This window comes from Vibrio genomosp. F10 str. 9ZD137 (assembly GCF_049974785.1).
Lineage (GTDB): Bacteria > Pseudomonadota > Gammaproteobacteria > Enterobacterales > Vibrionaceae > Vibrio.
The window spans coordinates 1-21822 of sequence record NZ_JBNGCJ010000485.1 but is presented as its reverse complement, the minus strand read 5'-3'; the positions used below and the strand labels follow the sequence as shown (position 1 = coordinate 21822).

Genomic DNA, 21822 nt, shown 5'->3' with positions numbered 1-21822 from the left:
GTAAAGCGCCAGCCCAGTGATGGATCTTTCTTACCGTAATCCATGTGACCATAGATACGCTCACCATCGATCATTTTCACTTTGTCAGTAAAGAACTCAGCAATGTCTTCATAAGCAGACCAGTTTAGTGGCACACCCAACTCATAGCCGTACATTTCTTTAAATTGTGCCTTGAGATCATCACGCTCAAACCAATCCGCACGGAACCAGTATAAGTTGGCAAACTGTTGATCTGGAAGCTGGTAAATCTTACCGTCTGGGCCGGTCGTAAAGTCTAACCCAATGAAATCGGGTAAATCTAAGTACGGGTTGGTGACGTTTTTTCCTTCACCGGCGATAAAGTCTGAAATAGGCACAACTTTTCCGTAACGGACATGCGTACCAATCAGGTCGGAATCGTTAACATAACCATCATAGATATTACGTCCAGTCTGCATTTGCGTTTGCAGTTTTTCGACCACATCCCCTTCTTGAATCAAGTCATGATTGACTTTGATCCCAGTAATTTCATAGAAAGCCTTCGCGAGCACTTTGGCTTCATATTCGTGGGTCGTGAGGGTCTCAGACGCCACGTTAATTTCCATGCCTTTAAACGGTTTCGCTGCATCAATGAACCACTGCATCTCTTTCTCTTGTTCACTGGTGGTCATCGTTGAAGGGGTAAACTCTTCGTTCAACCACTTACTGGCTGCCGCCATATCAGCGTAAGCATTTGGAACAAGCGCAGCAAAAGCGATAGAAAGCGCCATGCAGCGAGAGAGATAAGACTTTTTGATATCCATTTTCATTATTATATAACTCCAATTATGAGTATTCGTGTTTCACGTTATTTGTTGCGCAGTTACATCACTGACGGTCTTTTTCACATCGACTGACTGTTTGGTCTTCGTGAAAAAGTACCGGCAAAAACGCACCCTCAGTTCGTTGTATTTATCCCCATTTCAAAACGGTACCAAGCCAAATTACGCTAAGAGTAAAAGGCACCCAGATAGAGAGTTCCGAGAGTCCAATAAATCCAAGATGGACAAATGCAGAGCTCAGTAACCCAATAAATAATCGATCACCACGAGTGGTCGTAATCGGTAAAAATCCTTTTCGTTCTATGCAAGGTGTTGTGATTTCATAAATCGTCATCGTTAATAAAATCAAACCAATCCCAAGAAAGAACAGTGCTGAAGGTGTGGTCCACGCCATCCAAGCCATTTTGCTTACTCCTTATACTCGACCCAATGCGAAACCTTTCGCGACATGATTTCTAACAAACCAAACCACCAATATGCCCGGTAGAATCGTTAACACGCCTGCTGCTGCCAATACGCCCCAATCAATCCCCGACGCACTGACAGTTCGGGTCATCACCGCGGATATCGGTTTTGCATCCACAGAAGTTAACGTCCGAGCAAGCAACAGTTCGACCCAACTGAACATGAAACAGAAGAAGGCCGATACGCCAATACCAGAGCGGATCATTGGTAAGAAGATCTTCAAGAAGAACTTAGGGAAGCTGTAGCCATCTATGTACGCGGTCTCGTCGATTTCACGAGGCACCCCCGACATAAAGCCCTCCAAAATCCAAACCGCAAGCGGCACGTTGAAAAGACAGTGCGCAAGGGCAACGGCAATGTGGGTATCAAACAGACCAACCGAAGAGTAGAGTTGAAAGAAAGGCAGCAAAAACACGGCAGGCGGCGCCATTCGATTGGTCAATAACCAAAAGAATAAGTGCTTATCACCCACAAACTTATAGCGAGAAAACGCATACGCAGCAGGCAATGAAACCGTTAGCGTAATCACCATGTTCATGACCACGTAGGTAATGGAATTGACATAGCCCATATACCAACTGGAATCTGAAAAAATGGTGGCGTAGTTCTGGAACGTCCAATTTTCAGGGAAGAAGCTCAGCCCACCGAGAATCTCTTGGTTCTCTTTAAACGACATGTTCAATAGCCAGTAGATAGGCAACATCAGGCAAATGATATAGAACGCCAAACCGACTATTTGTGTGTAACGGGTGTATTTAGATTTCGTCATCGACATGATAATTTCCTTATTTATTCTCGCCGTGTGTCATTGCGGTATAGAACACCCAGCTCACCAATAAAATAATGAGGAAGTAGATGATCGAGAATGCAGCGGCAGGGCCAATATCAAACTGACCGATCGCCATCTGAGTTAGGGTTTGGCTTAAAAATGTGGTTGAGTTACCCGGCCCACCACCCGTTAATACAAACGGTTCGGTATAGATCATGAAGCTGTCCATAAAGCGAATCAGCACGCCTATCAGCAGGACGCTTTTCAGCTTTGGCAACTGGATGTAACGGATAATGGACCAGGTTGAAGCGCGGTCGATATTCGCTGCTTGGTAATACGCATCAGGGATAGCGCGAAGACCAGAGTAAGACAACAGCGCAATGAGCGACGTCCAATGCCACACATCCATGAGAATCACAGTGAGCCATGCATCCAACGGATCGCCTGCGTAGTTATAGTCGATCCCTATGCTGTTGAGTGCCCAACCAAATAGTCCAATATCTTCGCGACCAAAAATCTGCCAAATAGTCCCGACCACATTAAGAGGAATCAGTAAAGGAACCGCCAGAATAATCAAACAGAACACCGACCATCTTCCTTTTGTTGGCATAGTCAGGGCGACGATAATGCCAAGAGGCACCTCAATCATTAATATGGTAAAAGTGAACCCAAACTGTCGCAAAAGCGCACTGTGCAAACGCTCATCGTTGAGCGTATCTCGATACCACTCGGTGCCAACAAAGTAGGCCGAATTAGCATCAAAAATATCTTGTAGAGAGTAATTCACTACCGTCATCAGTGGCACAATGGCACTGAATGCCACCAGAGCAAAAACCGGTAAAACTAAAAACCACGCTTTGTTATTAGTGACTTTGTTCATGCCACATCCCCCACATTGACCAGAAACTCATCGACATACAGCATCGTCCATTGCTCTGGAATGCTAATAAAAGCCTCGTCTTTAGGAACAACCTGATCTTCTTGTAGGCGCGCTTTAATTTCATGTTGCCCTAATTTCAACGTAACAATCTTGTAGGTGCCCAAATCTTCCACATGCAGTACTTTGCACCGCAGTGCCGTATCGTTGGCTTTTTCCCATATGTGAACAAATTCCGGGCGAATGCCTATCTTGATGTTGCTACTGCTCGTTTGAGCAATCGCGTGTCGGTAGGCCTCAGATAATGGGATGTCGACATCGTCAAAACGAACGCCCGTTTCTGTTGGAGTGACCTCCATTAGGTTCATGCCGGGGCTGCCAATAAAGTAGCCAACGAAAGTATGATTCGGCCGTTCAAACAGCTCTCTTGGAGTACCAAACTGAACAATTTGACCGTTGTACATCACCGCAATTTCATCCGCGAAGGTAGATGCTTCAAGCTGATCGTGGGTGACATAAATCATGGTGATATTAAACTGTTGATGTATCTGCTTAAGCTTTCTACGCAGTTTCCATTTCAGTTGTGGATCGATCACCGTTAACGGCTCATCAAACAGTATCGCCGATACGTCATCTCGTACTAATCCGCGCCCCATAGAGACTTTTTGTTTTTCATCGGCGGTGAGGTGTTGCGCTTTTTTCGAGAGCACATTGGTGAGCTCCAAAATCTCCGCTATCTCAGTCACCTTTGAGTGCACTTTGGTCTTATGAATTTTCATATTACGAAGTGGAAAGGCCAAATTGTCATACACCGTCATGGTGTCGTAGATAACTGGGAACTGGAAAACCTGAGCGATATTACGATCCTGTGGGCGCAGATCATTCACTTTCAACTCATCAAACAGGACTTCGCCTTGTGACGGACTCATGAGCCCCGAAATGATGTTTAACAGTGTTGATTTTCCGCAACCAGACGGGCCAAGCAGAGCGTATGCGCCACCTTGTTTCCAGACATGATTCATTTCTTTAATGGCATAAATAGAGGAATCTGTCGGTTTTTTATCGTAGGTATGAGCCAATGAATTGAGTGTGATTTGAACCATCTCGATTATCCTCTTACATCATGAGTTGGGGAATGGATGAGCTGCTCATCCATCCCGAACACATAGAATTTATGGATGGGTATATAGATTTTGATGCTTTCATCGACGTCATAACTGTGAACACCCGGTAAGTGCAGAACCAAATCAAGAAGATCGTTTCGAACATGCAAAAAGGTTTCTGAGCCGCTGATCTCCGCCACTTCCACTTGAACCGTGAGCTCAACATCATCATCGTTCTTTGGCAGTAAACTGAGATGGCTAGGACGAATCCCAAAAAGGTGCTCGCCTTTATCTAACTTGCTCAAGGACTGGTTAAGTGGAAAGTGTGAGGTTTTATCAAAGGTCACTTCGTTGTCGGTGATCTCACCATTGATCAGATTGATCGGTGGCTCACTGAACAAAATGGCCGAGTCTACGTTGTCTGGCTTGTGATACACCGAAGGCGTTAAACCCGATTGAATCACTCGCCCTTCGTGCAATATTGTGGTCGTTCCTCCGAGTGCTAGCGCCTCATTGGGTTCCGTCGTCGCGTAAATGGCAATGGTGTGTCTCGCTTGAAATAGCTCGCGCATTTCTTGTCGAAGCTCTTCCCTCAATTTGTAGTCAAGGTTAACCAATGGCTCATCAAACAAAATGATTTCAGCGTCTTTCACCAAGGCTCTCGCCATGGCCGTACGTTGTTGCTGCCCGCCTGATAACTCTAAAGGATGCTTATGGAGATGCTCTGTGATTTGTAGCATGGCTGCGGTGGCATGAACGCGTTCCTTGATGTCACTTTCGGCCATTTTGGCCAGACGTAACGGGGACGCGACATTTTCAAACACAGTCAAGTTGGGATAATTAATGAATTGCTGGTACACCATTGAGATGTTTCTTTCACGGACAGACACGCCAGTGACATCAACACCGTTTACCCAAATACTCCCTGATGTTGGGCGATCCAACCCTGCGATGAGCCTCATCAATGAGGTCTTCCCTGCCAGTGTTCGCCCGAGCAATACATTAAATGAGCCCGGTTCGAAGGTCAGGCTCACATCTGAAATGTGCGCCTCTCCATCCACCAGTTTGTTCACTTTATCCAATCTTAATGACACTTAACACTCCTTGAGCTCTGAACAAAATCACTTTCGATATTGTTCGATATTGCCAAAGTCATGCCAAAACATCATTTCATTAACAATTTATTTACACACCAAGCTCGCAGCCCTTTATTTATATAGAAATCATTAAAGATAATTGATAAAAAGGCGCTTTAATTACAATTCATCAGGTGAGATCCAAGTAACATTTGTTAACAAAATGTGTTCAAGTGGAAATGATTGGTGATATGTTGACTGAACACTTTGTGAACGTTTGTGTTCCAATACGAACAATTAGAATAAATACTTAATTTTTTAAAACGTAGAATCCGAACTGAGTTAATTTTAAGATGGACGATAAACATCAATCAATCATTGAACAATCTTGGCAGCGCTGCCGTCAATCCGGGCTATCACACAGCAGCAACCCCACCGTTGAGTTAGAAACCGGCTATCTGTTCAACCAAGCGTTAGATGAACATTCAGGGCTCATAAAAACCACACATCATAAAGTTCTGCCTTTCTATGACAGTTTGCTGGCTAACAGTAATTGCTTGATTACCTTAACGGACACTAACGGATTGGTTTTAAAAAATTGGGGAGAGCAACGGTTTTTCTCGAAGCATCAACCTGATGTGTTTCAAAATGGCGCACATTGGCGCGAGAGTTTGATCGGAACTAACGCCATTGGAACGGCTCTAGAAACAGGGTCAATTGTTCAAGTCTTTCGTGATGAACACTTTTTAACGTCGAACCGCTTCATGATGGGATCCGCTGCCCCATTATTTGATTCAGAGAGAAAAATGGCCGGCGTCTTATCCATATCAAGCGACGCTTACATGCCCACCTCTCATACACTTGGCATGGTCAAGTTGATGTCTCAAGCTATCGAGAATCAACTTATCGCTTCTCAGTTTCAAGATGATCAGTACCTCCTCTGGTTCAATACCTCTCCAGAAAATATAGACAGTCAGTGGTCATCGTTACTTGTATTTAATGAAGATGGCGTCATTATTTCCGCCAATCGCCGAGCAGAAATCACGTTGGGCCAAGGGTTAGCACTGCAACGCCTTGATCAACTCTTTGATGTTAAATTGACGCAAGTACTCTCTCATCCCCATTACAATCCAATGTCGTTAGTCAGCCACTCAAAACACAATTTCTTTGCGATTGTGACGCCACCTAAAATGCCCGTAGGTCGTAAGATTGATTACCGAATCCCGACAAAAAAGCCATCGAATACTCTACCTAAAGTCCCTATCGAACTGGACAAACTCAACATGGGTGATCCTCGACTTGCCAAGGCGATCTCCCAAGCAAGTCGGCTTTTAAATACGGATATCCCGATTCTGATTCATGGTGAAACCGGTGTGGGTAAAGAAGTGTTCGTGAATGCATTGCACCTCGCAAGCGATCGTAAACACGCCCCAATGATCGCGGTTAACTGCGCTGCGATTCCAGCTGATTTGGTTGAGTCTGAGTTGTTTGGTTATGAAAAAGGGGCATTCACTGGTGCCAATCAAAAAGGCTATATTGGATTGATTAGAAAGGCAGATAAAGGCACTTTGTTTTTAGATGAACTCGGTGATATGCCAATGAATGTACAAGCTCGACTCTTGCGAGTTTTACAAGAAAGACAAGTGACGCCACTCGGTTCAACCACCTCTTACCCTGTCAATTTCAAGTTGGTCTCCGCCACGCACTGTCATTTGAAAAACAATGTAGAACAAGGGACTTTCCGCCAAGATTTGTACTATCGAGTGACGGGATTGAATATTACCCTTCCTCCCCTACGTGAACGGACAGATAAAGTGGTGCTTATCGAGCACCTCTTGAGCACGTTCTCTCTCGACGATCAACAGCCTAAACTGAATCGAGAAGTTCTGGAGATGTTTACTTCTCACCCGTGGCCTGGAAACATTCGTCAAATGGTCAGCGTCATCCAAATAGCACTCGCGATGGCTGGCACTGAAACCGTAACGGCCGACCACCTACCTGACGATTTTCTTTTGGATGCCGAATATCAGTCAACGCCCCCTTCAATACTCGCGGTCGATTCAAATGAAACTTATCAGTGTATTCGATCATCAAACACCCGCCCAGCGGAGGCTAACACTTCAATCACTAAAAATTCAGTCACAGACGCTGTAGTAACCGATGCATTAGGAATAGATGCACTAGGAAAAAGAAATGAGTTAGTAACAGGCGCTTCAACGATGATTGACAACGCGCAATGGCTAAATGTTTACGAACAACATGGCCGCAATGTGTCAGCAACGGCAAAGCAACTGAACATCAGCCGCAACACACTCTATAAGCGCTTAAGAGAACAAGGGCTGAGGTAAGTTCTCTCATGGTTGGAGATATTCAGCTCACTATGTCACTTGTATTAGGTCACTTGTACCATTTCACTTGCAATGTGTTCTGTTATACCTAACTATCTTTGACTATCGTTCAGAACAGTTAAACATATAGGCGTATGGCTTCCAATATTTCACTGAAACAGCTGAAAGTATTTACTACCGTAACTCAGCACAAAACACTCACCTCTGCTTCAGAAGCTCTTTATCTGTCTAAAGCCGCTGTCAGTATGGCGCTGTCTGAATTGGAAAAACAGATCGGTCACGCTCTGTTTGATAGAGTCAATAACCGCCTAATTATCAATCAAGAAGGGATAAAACTTCTTCCGCTTGCCGACGAACTCTTGCATCGAGTCAGTGATATCGATGAACTATTTAATCACGGACAAATTCTAACAGGGCAGTTGCGTATTGGTGCGAGCGATACCATTGGCAACCATGTCGCACCACAACTTCTTAGCCGTTTTCGCCTTGAAACAAACCACCTAGCGCAAAGCTTATTTATCTCTAATTCCAGCCTAATTTGCCAAAAGTTGGTCGACTACGAGCTAGATCTCGCCCTCATAGAAGGGAAGACCCAGCATCCAGAACTTATTTCCAGTCAATTCAGTCAAGATGAGATGTGCATTATTTGCCCTTGCGATTTTCCAAATGCAGATGATGCGTCAGTCCCGGTGAGTGCTTTAGAGAACAGTCAATGGCTGCTACGAGAAGCGGGCTCTGGATCCCGAGAGTTTTTCTTACAGGCGATTGCTCCACGCATTGAACACTGGCAAGAAGCATTTGAACTGAACACCACTGAGGCATTAATTAACAGCGTTTCTGCTGGATTAGGTCTCGCTTGCTTATCACGATTGGCCGCAGAAGCCGCACTGAACGATGGAAGAGTCAAAATGCTCAAGGTTCCTCTCGACATGACACGGCAGTTTTGGCTACTTGTGCATAAAGAGAAATACCAAAGTCCACTTCTCAAGCGATTTATTGACTTTTGTCATCAAGTGAATAAAGAGTCACCACATAGCTCCCAGAAATACCCATCTCACTAGACTTAAACGAACGCAAGCTGTATAAAAAGACAGTGATGTATTTATTTGAATCGAGGATTGACCATGGCTGTAATCGTTAAGTACGTGGTGGAACGCAACGGAGAAGAGAAAATGACTTTTACCTCTAAAGCCGAAGCTGACGCTTATGATAAAATGCTGGATATGGCAGATGAGCTGTTTGAACTACTCAGCAAGAGTGATGTGATAGAAGATGAAGGCAAGCAAGAAGAGCTTGCTATGTACCTTGCAAAGAACAAAGAAGAAGTGCTTTATGCTCTTGGCGCTAAACGCAAACCCGCGCCTAAAAAAACAAAAAAGATTGAAGCAGTAATTGACGCGCCAAAAGAAGAAGACGCGGCTTAGCCTTTTCTTATGAATATCGAAAACCCAGAGCATTGTCTCTGGGTTTTTCTTTTATCGCTTGAATATCTTTTATAGCGTCAATAGAGCGCAAAGCGGAAATTCAAGCGGGTAAAGTTTTCCCTGATAGTTCTGTTTTATTCCCGTTAAAATACCGATGTCCCTCTAAGTTACGAGCACCACTATGACCTACCACGTTGAAGTTTGTATTGATAACATTGAATCTCTTCATAACGCCATTGCAGGCGGAGCAACTCGCATTGAATTGTGTTCTTCTCTCGCACTAGGCGGATTAACCCCAAGCTTTGGCTTCATGAAAAAAGCCGCACTCATCTCAACAATACCAGTCTATGCCATGATTCGCCCACGACAAGGCGACTTTCTCTACGACAGTGATGATGTTGAATCGATGTTGATTGATATAGAAGCGGTGGGTTTAGCAGGCTTACAGGGTGTGGTGTTTGGTGTTTTGAATGAGAACGGCGAGATCGATATGCCAACGGCTACTCAGTTAATGAACAAAGCCAACCAGTATGATCTTGGTGTCACCTTTCATAGAGCCATCGATCAATGCAGAGATTATCACCAAGCGATCGAAGACATCGTGGAACTTGGCTGTGAACGCATTCTCACCTCTGGACTGGCTCAAACTGCGGCTTTGGGATCAAAGACGCTTGCTGAAATGGTGAGATTAGCGGATGGTCGAGTGAGTATTATGGCCGGAGCCGGATTGAACACTACTAATGTTCTAGACATTATCAATACATCCCAAGTCACTGAAGTGCATTTATCTGGAAAATCCAGCCGCGAAAGCAAAATGACCTGTACCGCAGAACACGTTAAGATGGGTGCTCAAGATGATCGTCTTATTCCGATCACGGATGCTCAAGCGATCTCACAAGTGGTAGAGAAATTGACGTCTAGATACTCCTAGCTCCTAGCGCGCAAGGCGTATTACTTCAACGCATCATCAATACTTTGTTCGCCCAGGTGGCGAACATCTTTTCCTTTGACGAAATAAATGATGTATTCGCAAATATTTTGGCAGCGATCGCCTACTCGCTCAATGGCGCGCGCTGACCACATGACTTGTAAAATGCTCGGAATATTCTTGGGATCCTCCATCATATAAGTCACTAACTGATGAATCACCGCTTTATATTCAGCATCAATCTTATCGTCTAATTTGTACACATCGGCAGCTGAGTCGACGTCCATACGAGCAAACGCGTCGAGCACCTGATGAAGCATTGCTATCGCTTGGCGGCTTAAAGGCTCGAGGGACACATGAAAAGGCTGCTGTTTTGACGATGGGCTTTCAATGGCCACCTTAGCGATGCTTGTCGCGACATCACCAATACGCTCCAAGTCAGTAATAGTCTTAATGATCGCCATGATTAAGCGCAAATCTTTTGCTGTAGGCTGCCTCTTGGCAATAATTCGAGTACACGCTTCATCAATAGACACTTCCATGGAATTCACTTTGTGATCGTCTTTTACCACTTTCTTGGCGAGTTCAATATCATCTTTATGCAAAGCTTGCATAGCAAACGCAAGTTGCTGCTCAACCAAGCCCCCCATCGTTAAGACATGAGTACGAATTGATTCTAATTCAACATTAAACTGACCTGAAATATGACGACCAAAGTTCATTCTTTCTAACTGCTCCTTGTGTATTGCCTGCGCTTATTACTTGTATTCATTACCGATATTAACAGTGCGGTATGTTTATCCGTATCGACCCGTTATGTAATCTTCTGTCTGAGTTTTCGTCGGTGAGGTAAAAATCGAATCGGTATCGGAATACTCTATCAGTTTCCCCATATGAATAAAGGCGGTGTGATCACTAACACGAGCAGCTTGCTGCATATTATGCGTCACAATGACGACGGTGTACTTATCCTTGAGATCATTGATTAACTCTTCAATGGTTAACGTAGAAATAGGATCGAGAGCCGACGTTGGTTCATCCAACAAAAGGACTTCAGGTTCAATCGCTATTGCTCTGGCAATGACGAGGCGCTGCTGCTGACCTCCTGAAAGACCAAACGCATTCTCATGCAAACGATGCTTCACTTCGTCCCACAATGCGGCCGATCGCAATGCATGTTCAACGGCATCATCCAACGAACGGCTGTTACTGATACCTTGAAGACGCAAGCCATAAACGACATTTTCATAGATCGATTTCGGAAATGGATTCGGTCTCTGGAATACCATGCCAACTCGACGACGTAATGTGGCAACATCGACATTAGGATGGTAGACATTCTTATTGTGCAGCTTTACCTTTCCTTGAACGCGGCACCCTTCAACCAAATCGTTCATTCGATTAATACAACGAAGTAAGGTTGATTTCCCACAGCCCGATGGACCAATGAACGCGGTCACTTGTCCTTTCGGGATCTTCATTGAGATATCATTAAGCGCTTGGGTCTCTTTATAAAAAAGGTTCAGCCCTTCAATCGTAATGGCGGTTTGATCTTCGGTCAGATTATATACATCTAACGGGGCTTGGTATCCCAATGCTTGATTAACTGAAAACATGATTAATCTTGTCCTAAATTACGATATTTTTCGCGCAAATTGTTACGGATACTGATCGCGGTTAAATTCAAACTAATAATAACCGTCACCAATAAAAACGAGGTCGCGTAAACCAATGGGCGAGCCGCTTCAATATTGGATGTCTGAAAACCCACATCGTAAATATGAAATCCTAAGTGCATGAATTTTTTCTCTAAATGCAAAAAGGGAAATTCACCATCAACGGGCAAACTTGAGGCGATCTTCACCACTCCCACTAGCATCAAAGGGGCCACTTCTCCTGCCGCTCTAGCAACCGCCAATATCAATCCAGTAATAATGGCTGGGCTCGCCATAGGCAATACGATTCGCCATAAGGTTTCAAATTGTGTCGCACCAAGCGCTAAGGAACCGTGTCTGACTGAGCTGGGTATTCGGGTTAGCCCCTCTTCCGTTGAGACAATCACTACCGGCAACGTCAACACCGACAATGTCAAAGCTGACCATAACAATCCAGGTGTGCCAAAGGTGGGGGCAGGTAAGCGTTCAGCATACAATAAAGAGTCAATAGAGCCACCTAACGTATAGACAAAAAAGCCCAAGCCGAACACTCCATAAACGATCGAAGGGACCCCAGCGAGGTTAATAACCGCCACTCTAATAATACGCGTGAGTGCATTATTCGCCGCGTATTCATGCAGATACACAGCAGCAATCACCCCTAGCGGCATCACCACGATGGACATGATGATCACCAACAACACTGTACCAAATATCGCAGGGAAAACACCGCCTTCAGAGTTTGATTCTCTCGGACTTTGCGATAAGAACTTCCAAACTTGTTTGAACCACTGTACCGTTTTGTCAACGCTGCTCATTTCGTTGGGGTACCATACATCCAAAATCTCACTTAAAGGAATGGCAGTCTGTTGCCCTGTCATATCCTCGACAATTAAGCGGTCTTGGTTTAGTTGGGCGCGAAGCTTGGATAAATTCAGATCGGCTCTCTCTAACTTTTTATCCAAAAGCTGTTTTTGAGCTCGATATTCAATGAGAAACGCGTCATCAAGGGTGTTATTAAGCTCTCGCTTGCGTTTATTTAGCCTAAGCTGCTCTAAAGTTCGGCTTGTGACCTTAAACTCATTTTCTATCAAGGCGGCAATTTGTTTTCTTAACAGCTCTACCTCAGAAAAGCCGAGCGTAAATGACTCTGACACTTCGCTAGAAACCACACCAAACTCATTTTGATACCCAACAGGTAACCCAAAAAAATTCCCGTTACGTGTTCGCTCAATCACCGCCCAGCCACTAGGGAGTGATCGCTTCTCAATATTAATATCGAGTATGGAAACAAAGTCCGCCGGATAGAGATCCCGATTGGCCACTTTAATGCTGTACCGGCCAATCAGTTCGTCACCGTTTGTCATCGCATCCTCAGGTAAGTTCATACCTTGCAAACGCGTGATTGGAATAAACTCTTGAGCGTACAGTTGGCCGACTAACGTCTCTCCATTTTGAGTTTCCCACTGATAAAGTGGTGCGGGCCAGAAATAAGACAGACCTTTCCAACCGATAAGCAGCATCAACCCCATCACCGACAGTAAGCTTATGCTGACCGCCCCTCCTGTTAACCAAACCCAAGGCGCTCCGGACTTTATCCATTTCAACATGAACTCTGCCCTCGAGTATTGACGGTTGTCTTACCTTTATTGCTTTGGTTACTTTGATGGCTTCTTTTACATAAATGACTTGGATTAAGGCAAATAAAGGGGCCTATTCGTTGGTTAAAGAGCACGGTAACGCTCTCTTAGCCGTTGTCTCACCCATTCTGCAATAGAGTTAACAGCAAAAGTAAAAATAAGCAGCAGCAGTGCTGCAAGAAAGAGCAAGCGATAATGAGTACTGGCGACTTCAGATTCTGGCATTTCAACCGCGATGGTGGCCGACAATGTTCGCATTCCCTCTAAAATATTCCAATCTAATATAGGCGTATTACCCGTGGCCATTAATACGATCATCGTTTCGCCAACCGCTCGACCTAAACCCATCATAATGGCAGAAAAAATACCGGGACTCGCGGTTAACAATACGACATAAAGTAAGGTTTGCCATGGGGTAGCTCCCAGCGCTAAAGAACCATCAGAAAGATGTTTAGGTACTGAGAAAACCGCATCTTCAGCAATCGTAAATATGGTTGGAATAACGGCAAAACCCATCGCAAAACCAACCACTAATGCATTACGTTGATCAAACCCTATCCCATGATTGGCCAAATATATGCGTACATCACCATTAAACAGCCACAATTCTAATGCGGCACTTTGGGACATAATCACCACCACAAGGCACACCAAAACAGGCATTAAAATCAAACTATGCCAACCATTAGGAAATAGCGAAACAAATCGACTAGGTAATACATGCCACACCACACCCACCACTAGCGTAGAAAGCGGAAGTAAGATCAACAAAGCAACCACGGCCGATAGGTAACTTTCAACAATGGGAGCAAACCAAAGCCCAGCCAAGAAACCTATGATCACCGTCGGGAAGGCCTCCATTAACTCTATCGAGGGTTTAACCACACGGCGCATACTCTCAGACATAAAGTACGCCGTATAAATAGCCCCTAACACCGCGATCGGAACAGCAAAAAGCATAGCAAAAGCCGCTGCTTTAAGGGTACCAAAAGCAATAGGAACTAAGCTGAATTTTGCTTCAAAATCATCATTGGCTGAGGTCGTTTGCCAAGTAAATTCAGGCTCGGGGTAACTTTCGTACCAGACTTTTTTCCACAATGATGAAAAAGAAATTTCAGGATGCTCGTTGTTCACCAGAGCCACATCTAAGCGATCATCACTGAGCGTTAACAGATACTTTTCATTGTTCGACATGGCAACCAACGATGGCGCTTTGCTAAAAGCGCGCGTAAACATCACCAGCTTTTCACTGGTCGTATGGTGACTTTGCAACGTGCCATTGGTGTAAAAGCTGTAAAACCCTTTTCGATACGAATCAGGCAACAATATTTCGAGTTCTGAGGCTAACTCGAATTCGCGGATATGTGTGAGTTTTCGTTCTTTGTCTGTTAATACATCAAACCATTGGGACACAAGGCCATCTTGGTGAGTCACCAACAATGAATACGCACCAGACAGCAAATTCACATCGGAGACCGCGTGTTTTTGATTCCCCAAACTTAAATCAACCACCTCACGTACAACAAAATCATTCTCCCGCTTTAATGCAACAATGAGCTCCGAGCCCGTACGCATGTAAAGCATATTGCCGTTAGGCGTTACAATGAGTTGGTCAAGATTAGGGAGAGGTTGATTAAAGATATACTCTTGGGGTCCGTTGTCATCATTCCAGCGAACCATGACGCGATCATCGTCATAAAGGCCGACGAGTGTCAGTTGGTTTCCAACCAGTGAAAAATCAAACTGAGTCAATTGCAGTGAAGAACGATGAAGATTTAAGTTTGCGCTGTTTTCAAAGAATTCTAGGTTAGGTATAAAAGCCCTCCCCTTTCTACTTTGATTATTGGAAAACCTAGGCTTGAAGATAACGAGCTGATCAGCCTTATCCATCACAGCTTGCCAGCCGCTTGGTTTTCGATCCGATGCCGTCAACACAATATCGTCAGAAATAGAAAAAGAAGAATGAGCGGATGGAGAATCGTCTAATGACCAAAAGTCCAATTGCCCCGATTGAGAAAGAACAAATGCATGCTCACCATACTCATCAACGCCAATTGAAATCGGAGAAGCGGTGGTGATGCGATTAGAAGCGTAGCCAGTTTCAATATTTGCATCAGAGAAAAGGGGCAATACCACTAACGCAAGATAGACAAATATCAGTACCAGTGCCATTAGCACGCCAACACCACCAAAAGAAACCAACAAACGGAAAATACGATCTTTGATAAATCGTTTTCGGTCTGGTTCTTTTAAGGAAAAGTCGGCACTAGGCATTGGATTCTCAATCTAAATTAAACGTTCTTATAATATTTCATTTTAATGACAATTATATTACAGAAACCCATAAGCCGCTGAAAACACAACAGCTGAATAAAAAAAACAAGCATTATAAGGCGTTAAATATAATTAAACCGCCAAAGGCAAATTTTCGTACCCCATTCTAGTACTCTATTCCAACTTTTTGTAACTCTTGCTTGGCAATATCAGTACCTATGGGAATATAGCCATCCTTTCTTACCAGGTCTTGTCCTTGGGCTGAAAAAACAAAACGGATGAATTCTCGCTCGATGGGTGTCAAAGGGTGTTTCGGATGCTTATTTATGTATACATACAAGTAGCGTGATAGTGGGTACTTACCTGATAGAATATTATCATGGCTTGGAAAAATATAATCTTGGCCTACTTCCGAAATTGGAATCAGCTTAACACCTGACATTTGGTATCCGACGCCAGAATACCCTATCGTATTGATCGAGGAAGCGACCGATTGCACCACCGAAGCGGAACCAGGCTGTTCGTTGACGTTATTTTTAAAGTCCCCGCCACATAATGCGTTTTGTTTGAAATAACCATACGTACCTGATACCGAGTTTCGTCCAAACAACTGCATTCGGCGTTGCCCCCAATCAGAATCAATGCCCAATTGCGCCCAATTCGAGATAGGCTCATTTCCTCCGCAGCGCTGAGTGATCGAGAAAATACTGTCTAACTGAGAAAAATTAAGCCCCGTAATCGGGTTATCTTGATGAACAAAAACACCGATCGCATCGATGGCTACTCTTAACTCCGTAGGCTTGTACCCGTGCTCACGCTCAAAAGCGTCTATTTCACGATTCCGCATAGGGCGGCTCATTGGACCAAACTGCGCCGTGCCTTCTGTTAGTGCAGGTGGCGCTGTTGATGATCCTGAAGCCTGAACTTGCGCGTTAATGCTGGGATAATGCTGTTCGAACTCTTCCACCCATAACGTCGTCATTCCAGCCAAAGTATCCGAACCCACTGAAAAGATGGTGCCAGAGATACTGGGGACTTTATGATAAGGCTTTAACTCAAGAGGTGTAGACTCTATTGCCTGCGCTTTTACAGCGACACCAAACAAGCTCAATATCAGAATGATAGACGCTAGGTGCTTCATTATTACTCCATCAACTTTTTACTTTCCTGCTAACTTCTCACTACCAATATCAATCAATCGACTTTTATCAAGCGACTTGGCAACGTGAACGAGAACTTACTGCCTACACCAACGGCGCTTTGAATTTCTAAATGCGCATCATGGTGAGTGAGTGCATGCTTCACGATAGCAAGCCCTAAACCACTGCCTCCCGTATCTCTCGAACGGGCTTTATCGACTCGATAAAAACGCTCGGTTAAACGATGAAGATGTTGAGGTTCGATGCCATCACCACTGTCTTCAACTTCAAGGCAAGCCCCTTGAGCGGTTTTAAACCAACGTACTTTAATCAGAGCACCAGGCTCTGTGTATTTCACCGCGTTGTAAACAAGATTAGAAATAGCACTTCGAATTTGGTCTTCATCAGCATAGATTCGCAGTTCAGTATCCACTTTAAAATCGAGTTGATGAGCGTCGTCGCCACTTAAACTGGCGGCTTCTTTTTCGAGCACTTCAAGCATCGCAGGAACATCTACGACCTCTTCGAAATCATCCATCGGCGCAGCTTCTATCTTCGATAATGTCAGTAGTTGGCTGACGAGACTGTTCATACGATTAAGCTGCTCGGTCATTACACCGTGCGCCTTGCCCCACATTGGTCCCACCAGCATATCTGGGTCTTCAGTCATTTCGAGGTAGCCACGTAGCACCGTCATAGGTGTACGTAATTCATGGGAGACATTAGCAAAGAAGTTGCGGCGCATTCCTTCAAGCTGTTTCAGCTGAGTGACATCACGTACCACCATCAAATGCTCACCTTCTGTATAAGGCACGATACGAAGCTCAAGCACGCGCTCAACATTTAATGGCGAGCACATCTCCAATGGTTCAGAAAAGTCTTGTTTGTTCAGATATTTAATAAAGTCTGGAGTACGAATAAGATTAGAGATGGGTTGCCCTGAATCATCTGGCCACTTGAAGCCTAACAAATGTTGAGCGAGTTTATTACACCAAACGATATTACCTTCACCACGAAACACCACAACTGCATCGGGCAGTGACTCAGCACCATTACGGAAACGTCGAATCAAATTCGTCAGTTCTTTGCGTTTTTTTCGTTGACGCTGTTGCAAGCGATAAATGCCATTAAACAGCGATTCCCAGTTACCACTGCCAGACGGTGGCGTCAGTCGTTTTTCATCCCACAACCATGCAGACAGCCTCATTTGATTATGAAGGTGCCACATAAGCTGCAAAACCGTAGCAGCTAATAGCAACCACGGCATATATCCAAATATCCACCCGACCAAAACCCACGGGGTGTAAAAAAAAGCCAGCTCCCAAGCTAGCCTTTTCCAGGTTAATTTTTCAACCATTTATATCCTCGGACAACCGTCCTTTGGCTCCAAGCTCATCGTTGGCCTAAAGCCTTAATCATTTAAATACTAAGCTTATACATACTAAGCTTTGGTTGAGAAGCGGTAGCCTGCTCCTCGAACCGTTTGAATTAATTTATCATGTCCAGCATTCTCTAATGCTTTTCGCAGTCGACGAATATGAACGTCCACCGTACGGTCTTCAACGTAAACATTGGTGCCCCAAACGTTATTAAGCAGCTGTTCTCGGCTATAAACGCGCTCTTGATGAGTCATAAAGAAATGCAACATCTTAAATTCGGTAGGCCCCATATCCAGCGGCGAATCACCAGCCATTACGCGGTGGGAAACCGGGTCAAGTCGCAACCCTTGAACATCGATAACGTCTTCAAGTGCCGTGGGGGTAACACGACGGATCACAGCCTTGAGTCTCGCGACCAACTCTTTTGGTGAAAACGGTTTAGTAATGTAATCATCAGCTCCGACTTCAAGGCCGCGAACTTTGTCTTCTTCCTCACCACGAGCCGTGAGCATCACAACAGGAATATTACGAGTCAGTTCTTCGCGCTTCATATGTTTAATAAAATTGATACCGCTACCACCAGGCAGCATCCAATCTAAAAGAACAAGATCGGGAAAGGGTTCTGCCAGCTTCACCACAGCAGTATCATAATCTTCCGCTTCTACCGCTTGGTAACCTTTCTGCTCAAGAACAAAGCACAGCATTTCACGAATCGGTGCTTCATCTTCAACAACTAGAATCCTTCTAGACATAATTAAATAACCTTGTGTATGAAATTAACGCGAGGGTCTATCCCTTTGCAACTGTAGGCATTATTACCAGTAATTATGACACTTTTGTGACCTTTGAAAACAAATTTTCATATAACTTTCGCCCGATGTTCATATATGTAGAGCGCATTCAAACATTGGGCTTCCATTTACACGTAATCATTCTCTCGCTGTCTCTTAAGGGAAGATTGATGCCGGCTAAGAAAAAATTCGTCCCTGTTAGGTAAAGTTTTTTGCACACAGACTAAGACAACTTATAAAAAATTGCCTATTATGACCGACTCAATTCCTGCCTAGAGAAAAAATATGTGGTTTAAAAACTGTCTGGTTTATCGCTTCAATCGCGATATTGAATTCAATGCTGACCAGCTAGAGAAGCAACTTGAAGAATTCCGTTTTACGCCGTGCGGCAGTCAGGATAAGCAAAAATTTGGCTGGGTGACGGCAATGGGGAGACACGGCGATATGATGACCCATGTGTCTGAAGACCGTATTCTGATCTGTGCGAAAAGAGAAGAAAAAATGCTTCCTGCTTCGGTGATCAAAGAGTCACTGAATACAAAAATAGAAACAATGGAAGCCGCTGAAGGTCGCCCTCTTAAAAAATCAGAAAAAGACAACCTTAAAGAAGACATCATCATTGATCTTCTTCCGAGAGCATTTAGCCGCAGCAACCACACGTTCGTACTTATTCTACCAAAAGAAGGGTTTATCCTGGTGGATGCGAGCAGCTACAAAAAAGCCGAAGATGTCTTAGCGCTGCTGCGTAAAACCATGGGCAGTTTACCTGTCATTCCTGCTATTCCAGAACAAGCCGTTGAAACAACGTTAACGGAATGGGTAAAAACGGGGAATACCCCGCAAGGCATCACTTTATTAGATGAAGCGGAGCTTAAATCGGTATTAGAAGACGGCGGAATCATTCGCTGTAAGAAACAAGAGCTCAGTGCAGACGAGATTCAACATCATATCGAAGCTGATAAAGTCGTGACAAAACTGGCACTTGATTGGCAAGAACGTATTGAATTTTTGTTGGCAGAAGACGGCAGTATCAAACGCCTGAAATTCTCAGATGACTTAAAAGATCAAAACGAAGACATTCCTCGCGAAGATCAAGCGGCTCGTTTCGATGCTGATTTCTCACTGATGTGTGGTGAATTGAGTGCTTTCTTACCTAATTTATATGAATCTTTAGGTGGATTGCCTCACGCAGAAGCGTAAGTTCATACTGAAACTAAACCCTAATAGCCCTTCCTCGTGAAGGGTTTTTTCTAGTCATTTAGCTCATTTTAGCGTAAAATTCGCGCCCCTTTACTTCCACTTGGTGGCAGTAACCTGACTTGAGATCAGACTAGAGAAAGACGCAATGACAACCAATACTCCTTTTGTACCCGAGCTACTATCACCTGCTGGTAGCCTTAAAAACATGCGTTATGCCTTTGCTTATGGCGCCGATGCAGTTTACGCGGGCCAACCTCGCTATAGCCTTCGTGTCCGTAACAACGAATTCAACCATGAAAACCTGAAAATTGGCATCGATGAAGCGCATGCTCAAGGTAAAAAGCTCTATGTGGTATGTAATATCCAACCGCATAATTCAAAGCTAAAAACCTTTATTCGCGACCTGAAACCTGTGGTTGAAATGGGCCCTGACGCGTTAATCATGTCTGACCCTGGTCTTATCATGATGGTTCGTGAAGCGTTTCCTGACATGGCGATTCACCTTTCAGTTCAAGCAAACGCAGTGAACTGGGCAACCGTTAAGTTTTGGTCAACTCAAGGTGTTGAGCGTGTGATTCTTTCTCGTGAACTTTCTTTAGAGGAAATTGAAGAAATTCGAGAGCGCTGCCCAGAAACGGAACTCGAAATTTTCGTTCATGGCGCACTTTGCATGGCGTATTCCGGTCGTTGTTTGCTTTCTGGCTACATCAACAAGCGCGATCCAAACCAAGGAACTTGCACTAACGCTTGCCGTTGGGAATACAAAGTCGAAGAAGGCAAAGAGAACGATACAGGCGATATTGTTGAAAAGTTCGATCCAGCGACGGATTCTCAAGGTAAAGAAGGTCAAGCAATCGAAGTTCAAGACGAACGCCCAGATAATACCCTTGGTCTTGGTAAACCGACTGATGACGTTGTTCTGCTTTCAGAAGCGCACCGCCCTGAAGAGAAAATGGCCGCATACGAAGATGAGCATGGTACGTACATCATGAACTCGAAAGATCTTCGTGCGATTCAACACGTAGAACGCCTCACTAAAATGGGCGTACACTCATTGAAGATTGAAGGTCGTACTAAATCGTTCTACTACTGTGCTCGTACTGCCCAGGTTTATCGTAAAGCGATTGACGATGCTGTTGCAGGCAAACCTTTCGATGAAAGCCTCATGGGGACACTAGAAAGCCTAGCGCACCGTGGCTATACCGAAGGCTTCCTGCGTCGTCATACGCACGATACTTACCAGAATTATGACTACGGTTACTCGGTTTCTGATGCACAGCAGTTTGTTGGCGAATTCACCGGTCAACGTCGTGGCGATTTAGCGGAAGTGGAAGTGAAAAACAAATTCCTAGTGGGCGACAGCCTGGAGCTTATGACACCAAATGGTAACATTGTTTTCACCCTTGAAGCGATGGAAAACCGTAAGTCACAAGCAGTTGATGATGCGAAAGGTAACGGTCACTTCGTCTTCATTCCAGTTCCTGAAGAGTTGGATTTATCTTTCGGACTGTTGATGCGTAATTTAAACTCAGGTCAGGATACCCGTAACCCAACTGGAAAATAACCATGGCTTTATTGATCACTGATAAATGCATTAACTGCGACATGTGTGACCCAGAATGCCCTAATGGTGCTATTTATATGGGCGAGTCGATCTTTGAGATTGACCCTGATCTATGTACCGAATGTAAAGGGCATTATGACAAACCAACCTGCCAGTCGGTTTGTCCTATTACCAAGTGCATTATCACTGACCCAAACCACATTGAAACTGACGATGAGCTCCTAGAAAAATTCGTCACCATTCAAGGTCTAGCCTAAAAAAACGCCGCTTAATTGAAGCGGCGTTTTTGTTTCTTTACTCATCACTTTTGGCGTGATTGATGACTGACACCATTCATTTTTAATGCTAGGGCGTGTTGATCTTTCTCGGTTAAATTTTGTTCGAGATAAA

General features: G+C 44.4%; 20 protein-coding genes. 7 read left to right on the top strand and 13 right to left on the bottom strand.

Annotation, left to right across the window (positions count from 1 at the left end; all coding sequences use genetic code 11):
* The 6 genes from ACP45E_RS11745 to ACP45E_RS11720 form a co-directional block, all read right to left on the bottom strand.
* A partial coding sequence (locus tag ACP45E_RS11745) for an extracellular solute-binding protein (protein ID WP_141707313.1) occupies nucleotides 1-788 on the bottom strand: 788 nt, incomplete at its 3' end.
* 142 nt (nucleotides 789-930) lie between these two features.
* Nucleotides 931-1203: a DUF2160 domain-containing protein gene (locus tag ACP45E_RS11740; protein WP_017035012.1), complete on the bottom strand. Its 273-nt coding sequence runs from the start codon at nucleotides 1201-1203 to the stop codon at nucleotides 931-933.
* 12 nt (nucleotides 1204-1215) lie between these two features.
* The gene (locus ACP45E_RS11735) at nucleotides 1216-2034 is read right to left on the bottom strand and encodes a carbohydrate ABC transporter permease (protein ID WP_038126140.1); all 819 of its coding nucleotides are present in this window, start codon (nucleotides 2032-2034) and stop codon (nucleotides 1216-1218) included.
* Between the two features lie 16 nt (nucleotides 2035-2050).
* A complete protein-coding gene (locus tag ACP45E_RS11730) occupies nucleotides 2051-2914 on the bottom strand; it encodes a carbohydrate ABC transporter permease (protein ID WP_017035010.1) in 864 nt (287 codons plus the stop codon).
* Complete coding sequence (locus tag ACP45E_RS11725; RefSeq protein WP_017038020.1) at nucleotides 2911-4014, bottom strand: ABC transporter ATP-binding protein; 1104 nt, start codon at nucleotides 4012-4014, stop codon at nucleotides 2911-2913. The genes ACP45E_RS11730 and ACP45E_RS11725 overlap by 4 nt, the downstream gene beginning before the upstream one ends.
* A 5-nt stretch (nucleotides 4015-4019) precedes the next feature.
* Complete coding sequence (locus ACP45E_RS11720; protein ID WP_017038021.1) at nucleotides 4020-5108, bottom strand: ABC transporter ATP-binding protein; 1089 nt, start codon at nucleotides 5106-5108, stop codon at nucleotides 4020-4022.
* A 335-nt stretch (nucleotides 5109-5443) separates the two neighbouring features.
* On the opposite strand from ACP45E_RS11720, the gene ACP45E_RS11715 reads away from it, so the two are divergent.
* The 4 genes from ACP45E_RS11715 (at nucleotide 5444) to ACP45E_RS11700 (ending at nucleotide 9793) form a co-directional block, all read left to right on the top strand.
* On the top strand, nucleotides 5444-7438 hold the full coding sequence (locus ACP45E_RS11715) for a sigma-54-dependent Fis family transcriptional regulator (RefSeq protein ID WP_069585036.1): 1995 nt from the start codon (nucleotides 5444-5446) through the stop codon (nucleotides 7436-7438).
* 134 nt (nucleotides 7439-7572) lie between these two features.
* Nucleotides 7573-8499, top strand: coding sequence for a LysR substrate-binding domain-containing protein (locus ACP45E_RS11710; RefSeq protein WP_017038024.1), 927 nt, complete (start codon nucleotides 7573-7575; stop codon nucleotides 8497-8499).
* Between the two features lie 63 nt (nucleotides 8500-8562).
* The gene (locus ACP45E_RS11705; RefSeq protein WP_017035005.1) at nucleotides 8563-8862 is read left to right on the top strand and encodes a YebG family protein; all 300 of its coding nucleotides are present in this window, start codon (nucleotides 8563-8565) and stop codon (nucleotides 8860-8862) included.
* Between the two features lie 181 nt (nucleotides 8863-9043).
* Nucleotides 9044-9793, top strand: a complete 750-nt coding sequence (locus ACP45E_RS11700; RefSeq protein ID WP_017038025.1) for a copper homeostasis protein CutC — start codon at nucleotides 9044-9046, stop codon at nucleotides 9791-9793.
* Nucleotides 9794-9813: 20 nt separating this feature from the next.
* Here ACP45E_RS11700 and phoU read toward each other — a convergent pair whose 3' ends face one another.
* The 7 genes from phoU to phoB form a co-directional block, all read right to left on the bottom strand.
* Complete coding sequence (gene phoU, locus ACP45E_RS11695) at nucleotides 9814-10512, bottom strand: phosphate signaling complex protein PhoU (RefSeq protein ID WP_017038026.1); 699 nt, start codon at nucleotides 10510-10512, stop codon at nucleotides 9814-9816.
* Nucleotides 10513-10587: 75 nt separating this feature from the next.
* A complete protein-coding gene (pstB, locus tag ACP45E_RS11690) occupies nucleotides 10588-11406 on the bottom strand; it encodes a phosphate ABC transporter ATP-binding protein PstB (RefSeq protein WP_017034999.1) in 819 nt (272 codons plus the stop codon).
* A 2-nt stretch (nucleotides 11407-11408) separates the two neighbouring features.
* Nucleotides 11409-13055 (bottom strand): phosphate ABC transporter permease PstA, encoded by a 1647-nt coding sequence (gene pstA, locus ACP45E_RS11685; protein WP_017034998.1) that lies wholly within the window; start codon nucleotides 13053-13055, stop codon nucleotides 11409-11411.
* Between the two features lie 114 nt (nucleotides 13056-13169).
* Nucleotides 13170-15359, bottom strand: a complete 2190-nt coding sequence (locus ACP45E_RS11680; protein WP_069585034.1) for an ABC transporter permease subunit — start codon at nucleotides 15357-15359, stop codon at nucleotides 13170-13172.
* A gap of 166 nt (nucleotides 15360-15525) precedes the next feature.
* Nucleotides 15526-16500, bottom strand: coding sequence for a PstS family phosphate ABC transporter substrate-binding protein (locus ACP45E_RS11675; protein ID WP_017034995.1), 975 nt, complete (start codon nucleotides 16498-16500; stop codon nucleotides 15526-15528).
* 53 nt (nucleotides 16501-16553) lie between these two features.
* The gene (gene phoR / locus ACP45E_RS11670) at nucleotides 16554-17855 is read right to left on the bottom strand and encodes a phosphate regulon sensor histidine kinase PhoR (RefSeq protein ID WP_017038028.1); all 1302 of its coding nucleotides are present in this window, start codon (nucleotides 17853-17855) and stop codon (nucleotides 16554-16556) included.
* Nucleotides 17856-17939: 84 nt separating this feature from the next.
* Nucleotides 17940-18629: a phosphate regulon transcriptional regulator PhoB gene (phoB, locus tag ACP45E_RS11665; RefSeq protein ID WP_017034993.1), complete on the bottom strand. Its 690-nt coding sequence runs from the start codon at nucleotides 18627-18629 to the stop codon at nucleotides 17940-17942.
* A gap of 324 nt (nucleotides 18630-18953) precedes the next feature.
* Between phoB and rdgC the strand changes: the two genes are divergently transcribed.
* The 3 genes from rdgC to ACP45E_RS11650 all read left to right on the top strand — a co-directional run bounded on the left by rdgC (nucleotide 18954) and on the right by ACP45E_RS11650 (nucleotide 21689).
* On the top strand, nucleotides 18954-19868 hold the full coding sequence (gene rdgC, locus ACP45E_RS11660; protein ID WP_017034992.1) for a recombination-associated protein RdgC: 915 nt from the start codon (nucleotides 18954-18956) through the stop codon (nucleotides 19866-19868).
* Between the two features lie 145 nt (nucleotides 19869-20013).
* On the top strand, nucleotides 20014-21432 hold the full coding sequence (gene yegQ / locus ACP45E_RS11655) for a tRNA 5-hydroxyuridine modification protein YegQ (RefSeq protein WP_017038029.1): 1419 nt from the start codon (nucleotides 20014-20016) through the stop codon (nucleotides 21430-21432).
* Nucleotides 21433-21434: 2 nt separating this feature from the next.
* The gene (locus ACP45E_RS11650) at nucleotides 21435-21689 is read left to right on the top strand and encodes a YfhL family 4Fe-4S dicluster ferredoxin (RefSeq protein WP_017034990.1); all 255 of its coding nucleotides are present in this window, start codon (nucleotides 21435-21437) and stop codon (nucleotides 21687-21689) included.
* Nucleotides 21690-21822: the final 133 nt, after the last annotated feature.

What these genes read in the sequence shown, in the direction of transcription:
- ACP45E_RS11675 (WP_017034995.1), bottom strand. Translation starts at nt 16,500, where the DNA reads ATGAAGCACCTAGCGTCTATCATTCTGATATTGAGCTTGTTTGGTGTC.
- ACP45E_RS11735 (WP_038126140.1), bottom strand. Translation starts at nt 2,034, where the DNA reads ATGACGAAATCTAAATACACCCGTTACACACAAATAGTCGGTTTGGCG.
- ACP45E_RS11650 (WP_017034990.1), top strand. Translation starts at nt 21,435, where the DNA reads ATGGCTTTATTGATCACTGATAAATGCATTAACTGCGACATGTGTGAC.
- pstB (WP_017034999.1), bottom strand. Translation starts at nt 11,406, where the DNA reads ATGTTTTCAGTTAATCAAGCATTGGGATACCAAGCCCCGTTAGATGTA.
- ACP45E_RS11715 (WP_069585036.1), top strand. Translation starts at nt 5,444, where the DNA reads ATGGACGATAAACATCAATCAATCATTGAACAATCTTGGCAGCGCTGC.
- yegQ (WP_017038029.1), top strand. Translation starts at nt 20,014, where the DNA reads ATGACAACCAATACTCCTTTTGTACCCGAGCTACTATCACCTGCTGGT.
- ACP45E_RS11725 (WP_017038020.1), bottom strand. Translation starts at nt 4,014, where the DNA reads ATGGTTCAAATCACACTCAATTCATTGGCTCATACCTACGATAAAAAA.
- phoU (WP_017038026.1), bottom strand. Translation starts at nt 10,512, where the DNA reads ATGAACTTTGGTCGTCATATTTCAGGTCAGTTTAATGTTGAATTAGAA.
- ACP45E_RS11700 (WP_017038025.1), top strand. Translation starts at nt 9,044, where the DNA reads ATGACCTACCACGTTGAAGTTTGTATTGATAACATTGAATCTCTTCAT.
- ACP45E_RS11680 (WP_069585034.1), bottom strand. Translation starts at nt 15,359, where the DNA reads ATGCCTAGTGCCGACTTTTCCTTAAAAGAACCAGACCGAAAACGATTT.
- phoR (WP_017038028.1), bottom strand. Translation starts at nt 17,855, where the DNA reads ATGGTTGAAAAATTAACCTGGAAAAGGCTAGCTTGGGAGCTGGCTTTT.
- rdgC (WP_017034992.1), top strand. Translation starts at nt 18,954, where the DNA reads ATGTGGTTTAAAAACTGTCTGGTTTATCGCTTCAATCGCGATATTGAA.
- ACP45E_RS11705 (WP_017035005.1), top strand. Translation starts at nt 8,563, where the DNA reads ATGGCTGTAATCGTTAAGTACGTGGTGGAACGCAACGGAGAAGAGAAA.
- pstA (WP_017034998.1), bottom strand. Translation starts at nt 13,055, where the DNA reads ATGTTGAAATGGATAAAGTCCGGAGCGCCTTGGGTTTGGTTAACAGGA.
- phoB (WP_017034993.1), bottom strand. Translation starts at nt 18,629, where the DNA reads ATGTCTAGAAGGATTCTAGTTGTTGAAGATGAAGCACCGATTCGTGAA.
- ACP45E_RS11740 (WP_017035012.1), bottom strand. Translation starts at nt 1,203, where the DNA reads ATGGCTTGGATGGCGTGGACCACACCTTCAGCACTGTTCTTTCTTGGG.
- ACP45E_RS11730 (WP_017035010.1), bottom strand. Translation starts at nt 2,914, where the DNA reads ATGAACAAAGTCACTAATAACAAAGCGTGGTTTTTAGTTTTACCGGTT.
- ACP45E_RS11710 (WP_017038024.1), top strand. Translation starts at nt 7,573, where the DNA reads ATGGCTTCCAATATTTCACTGAAACAGCTGAAAGTATTTACTACCGTA.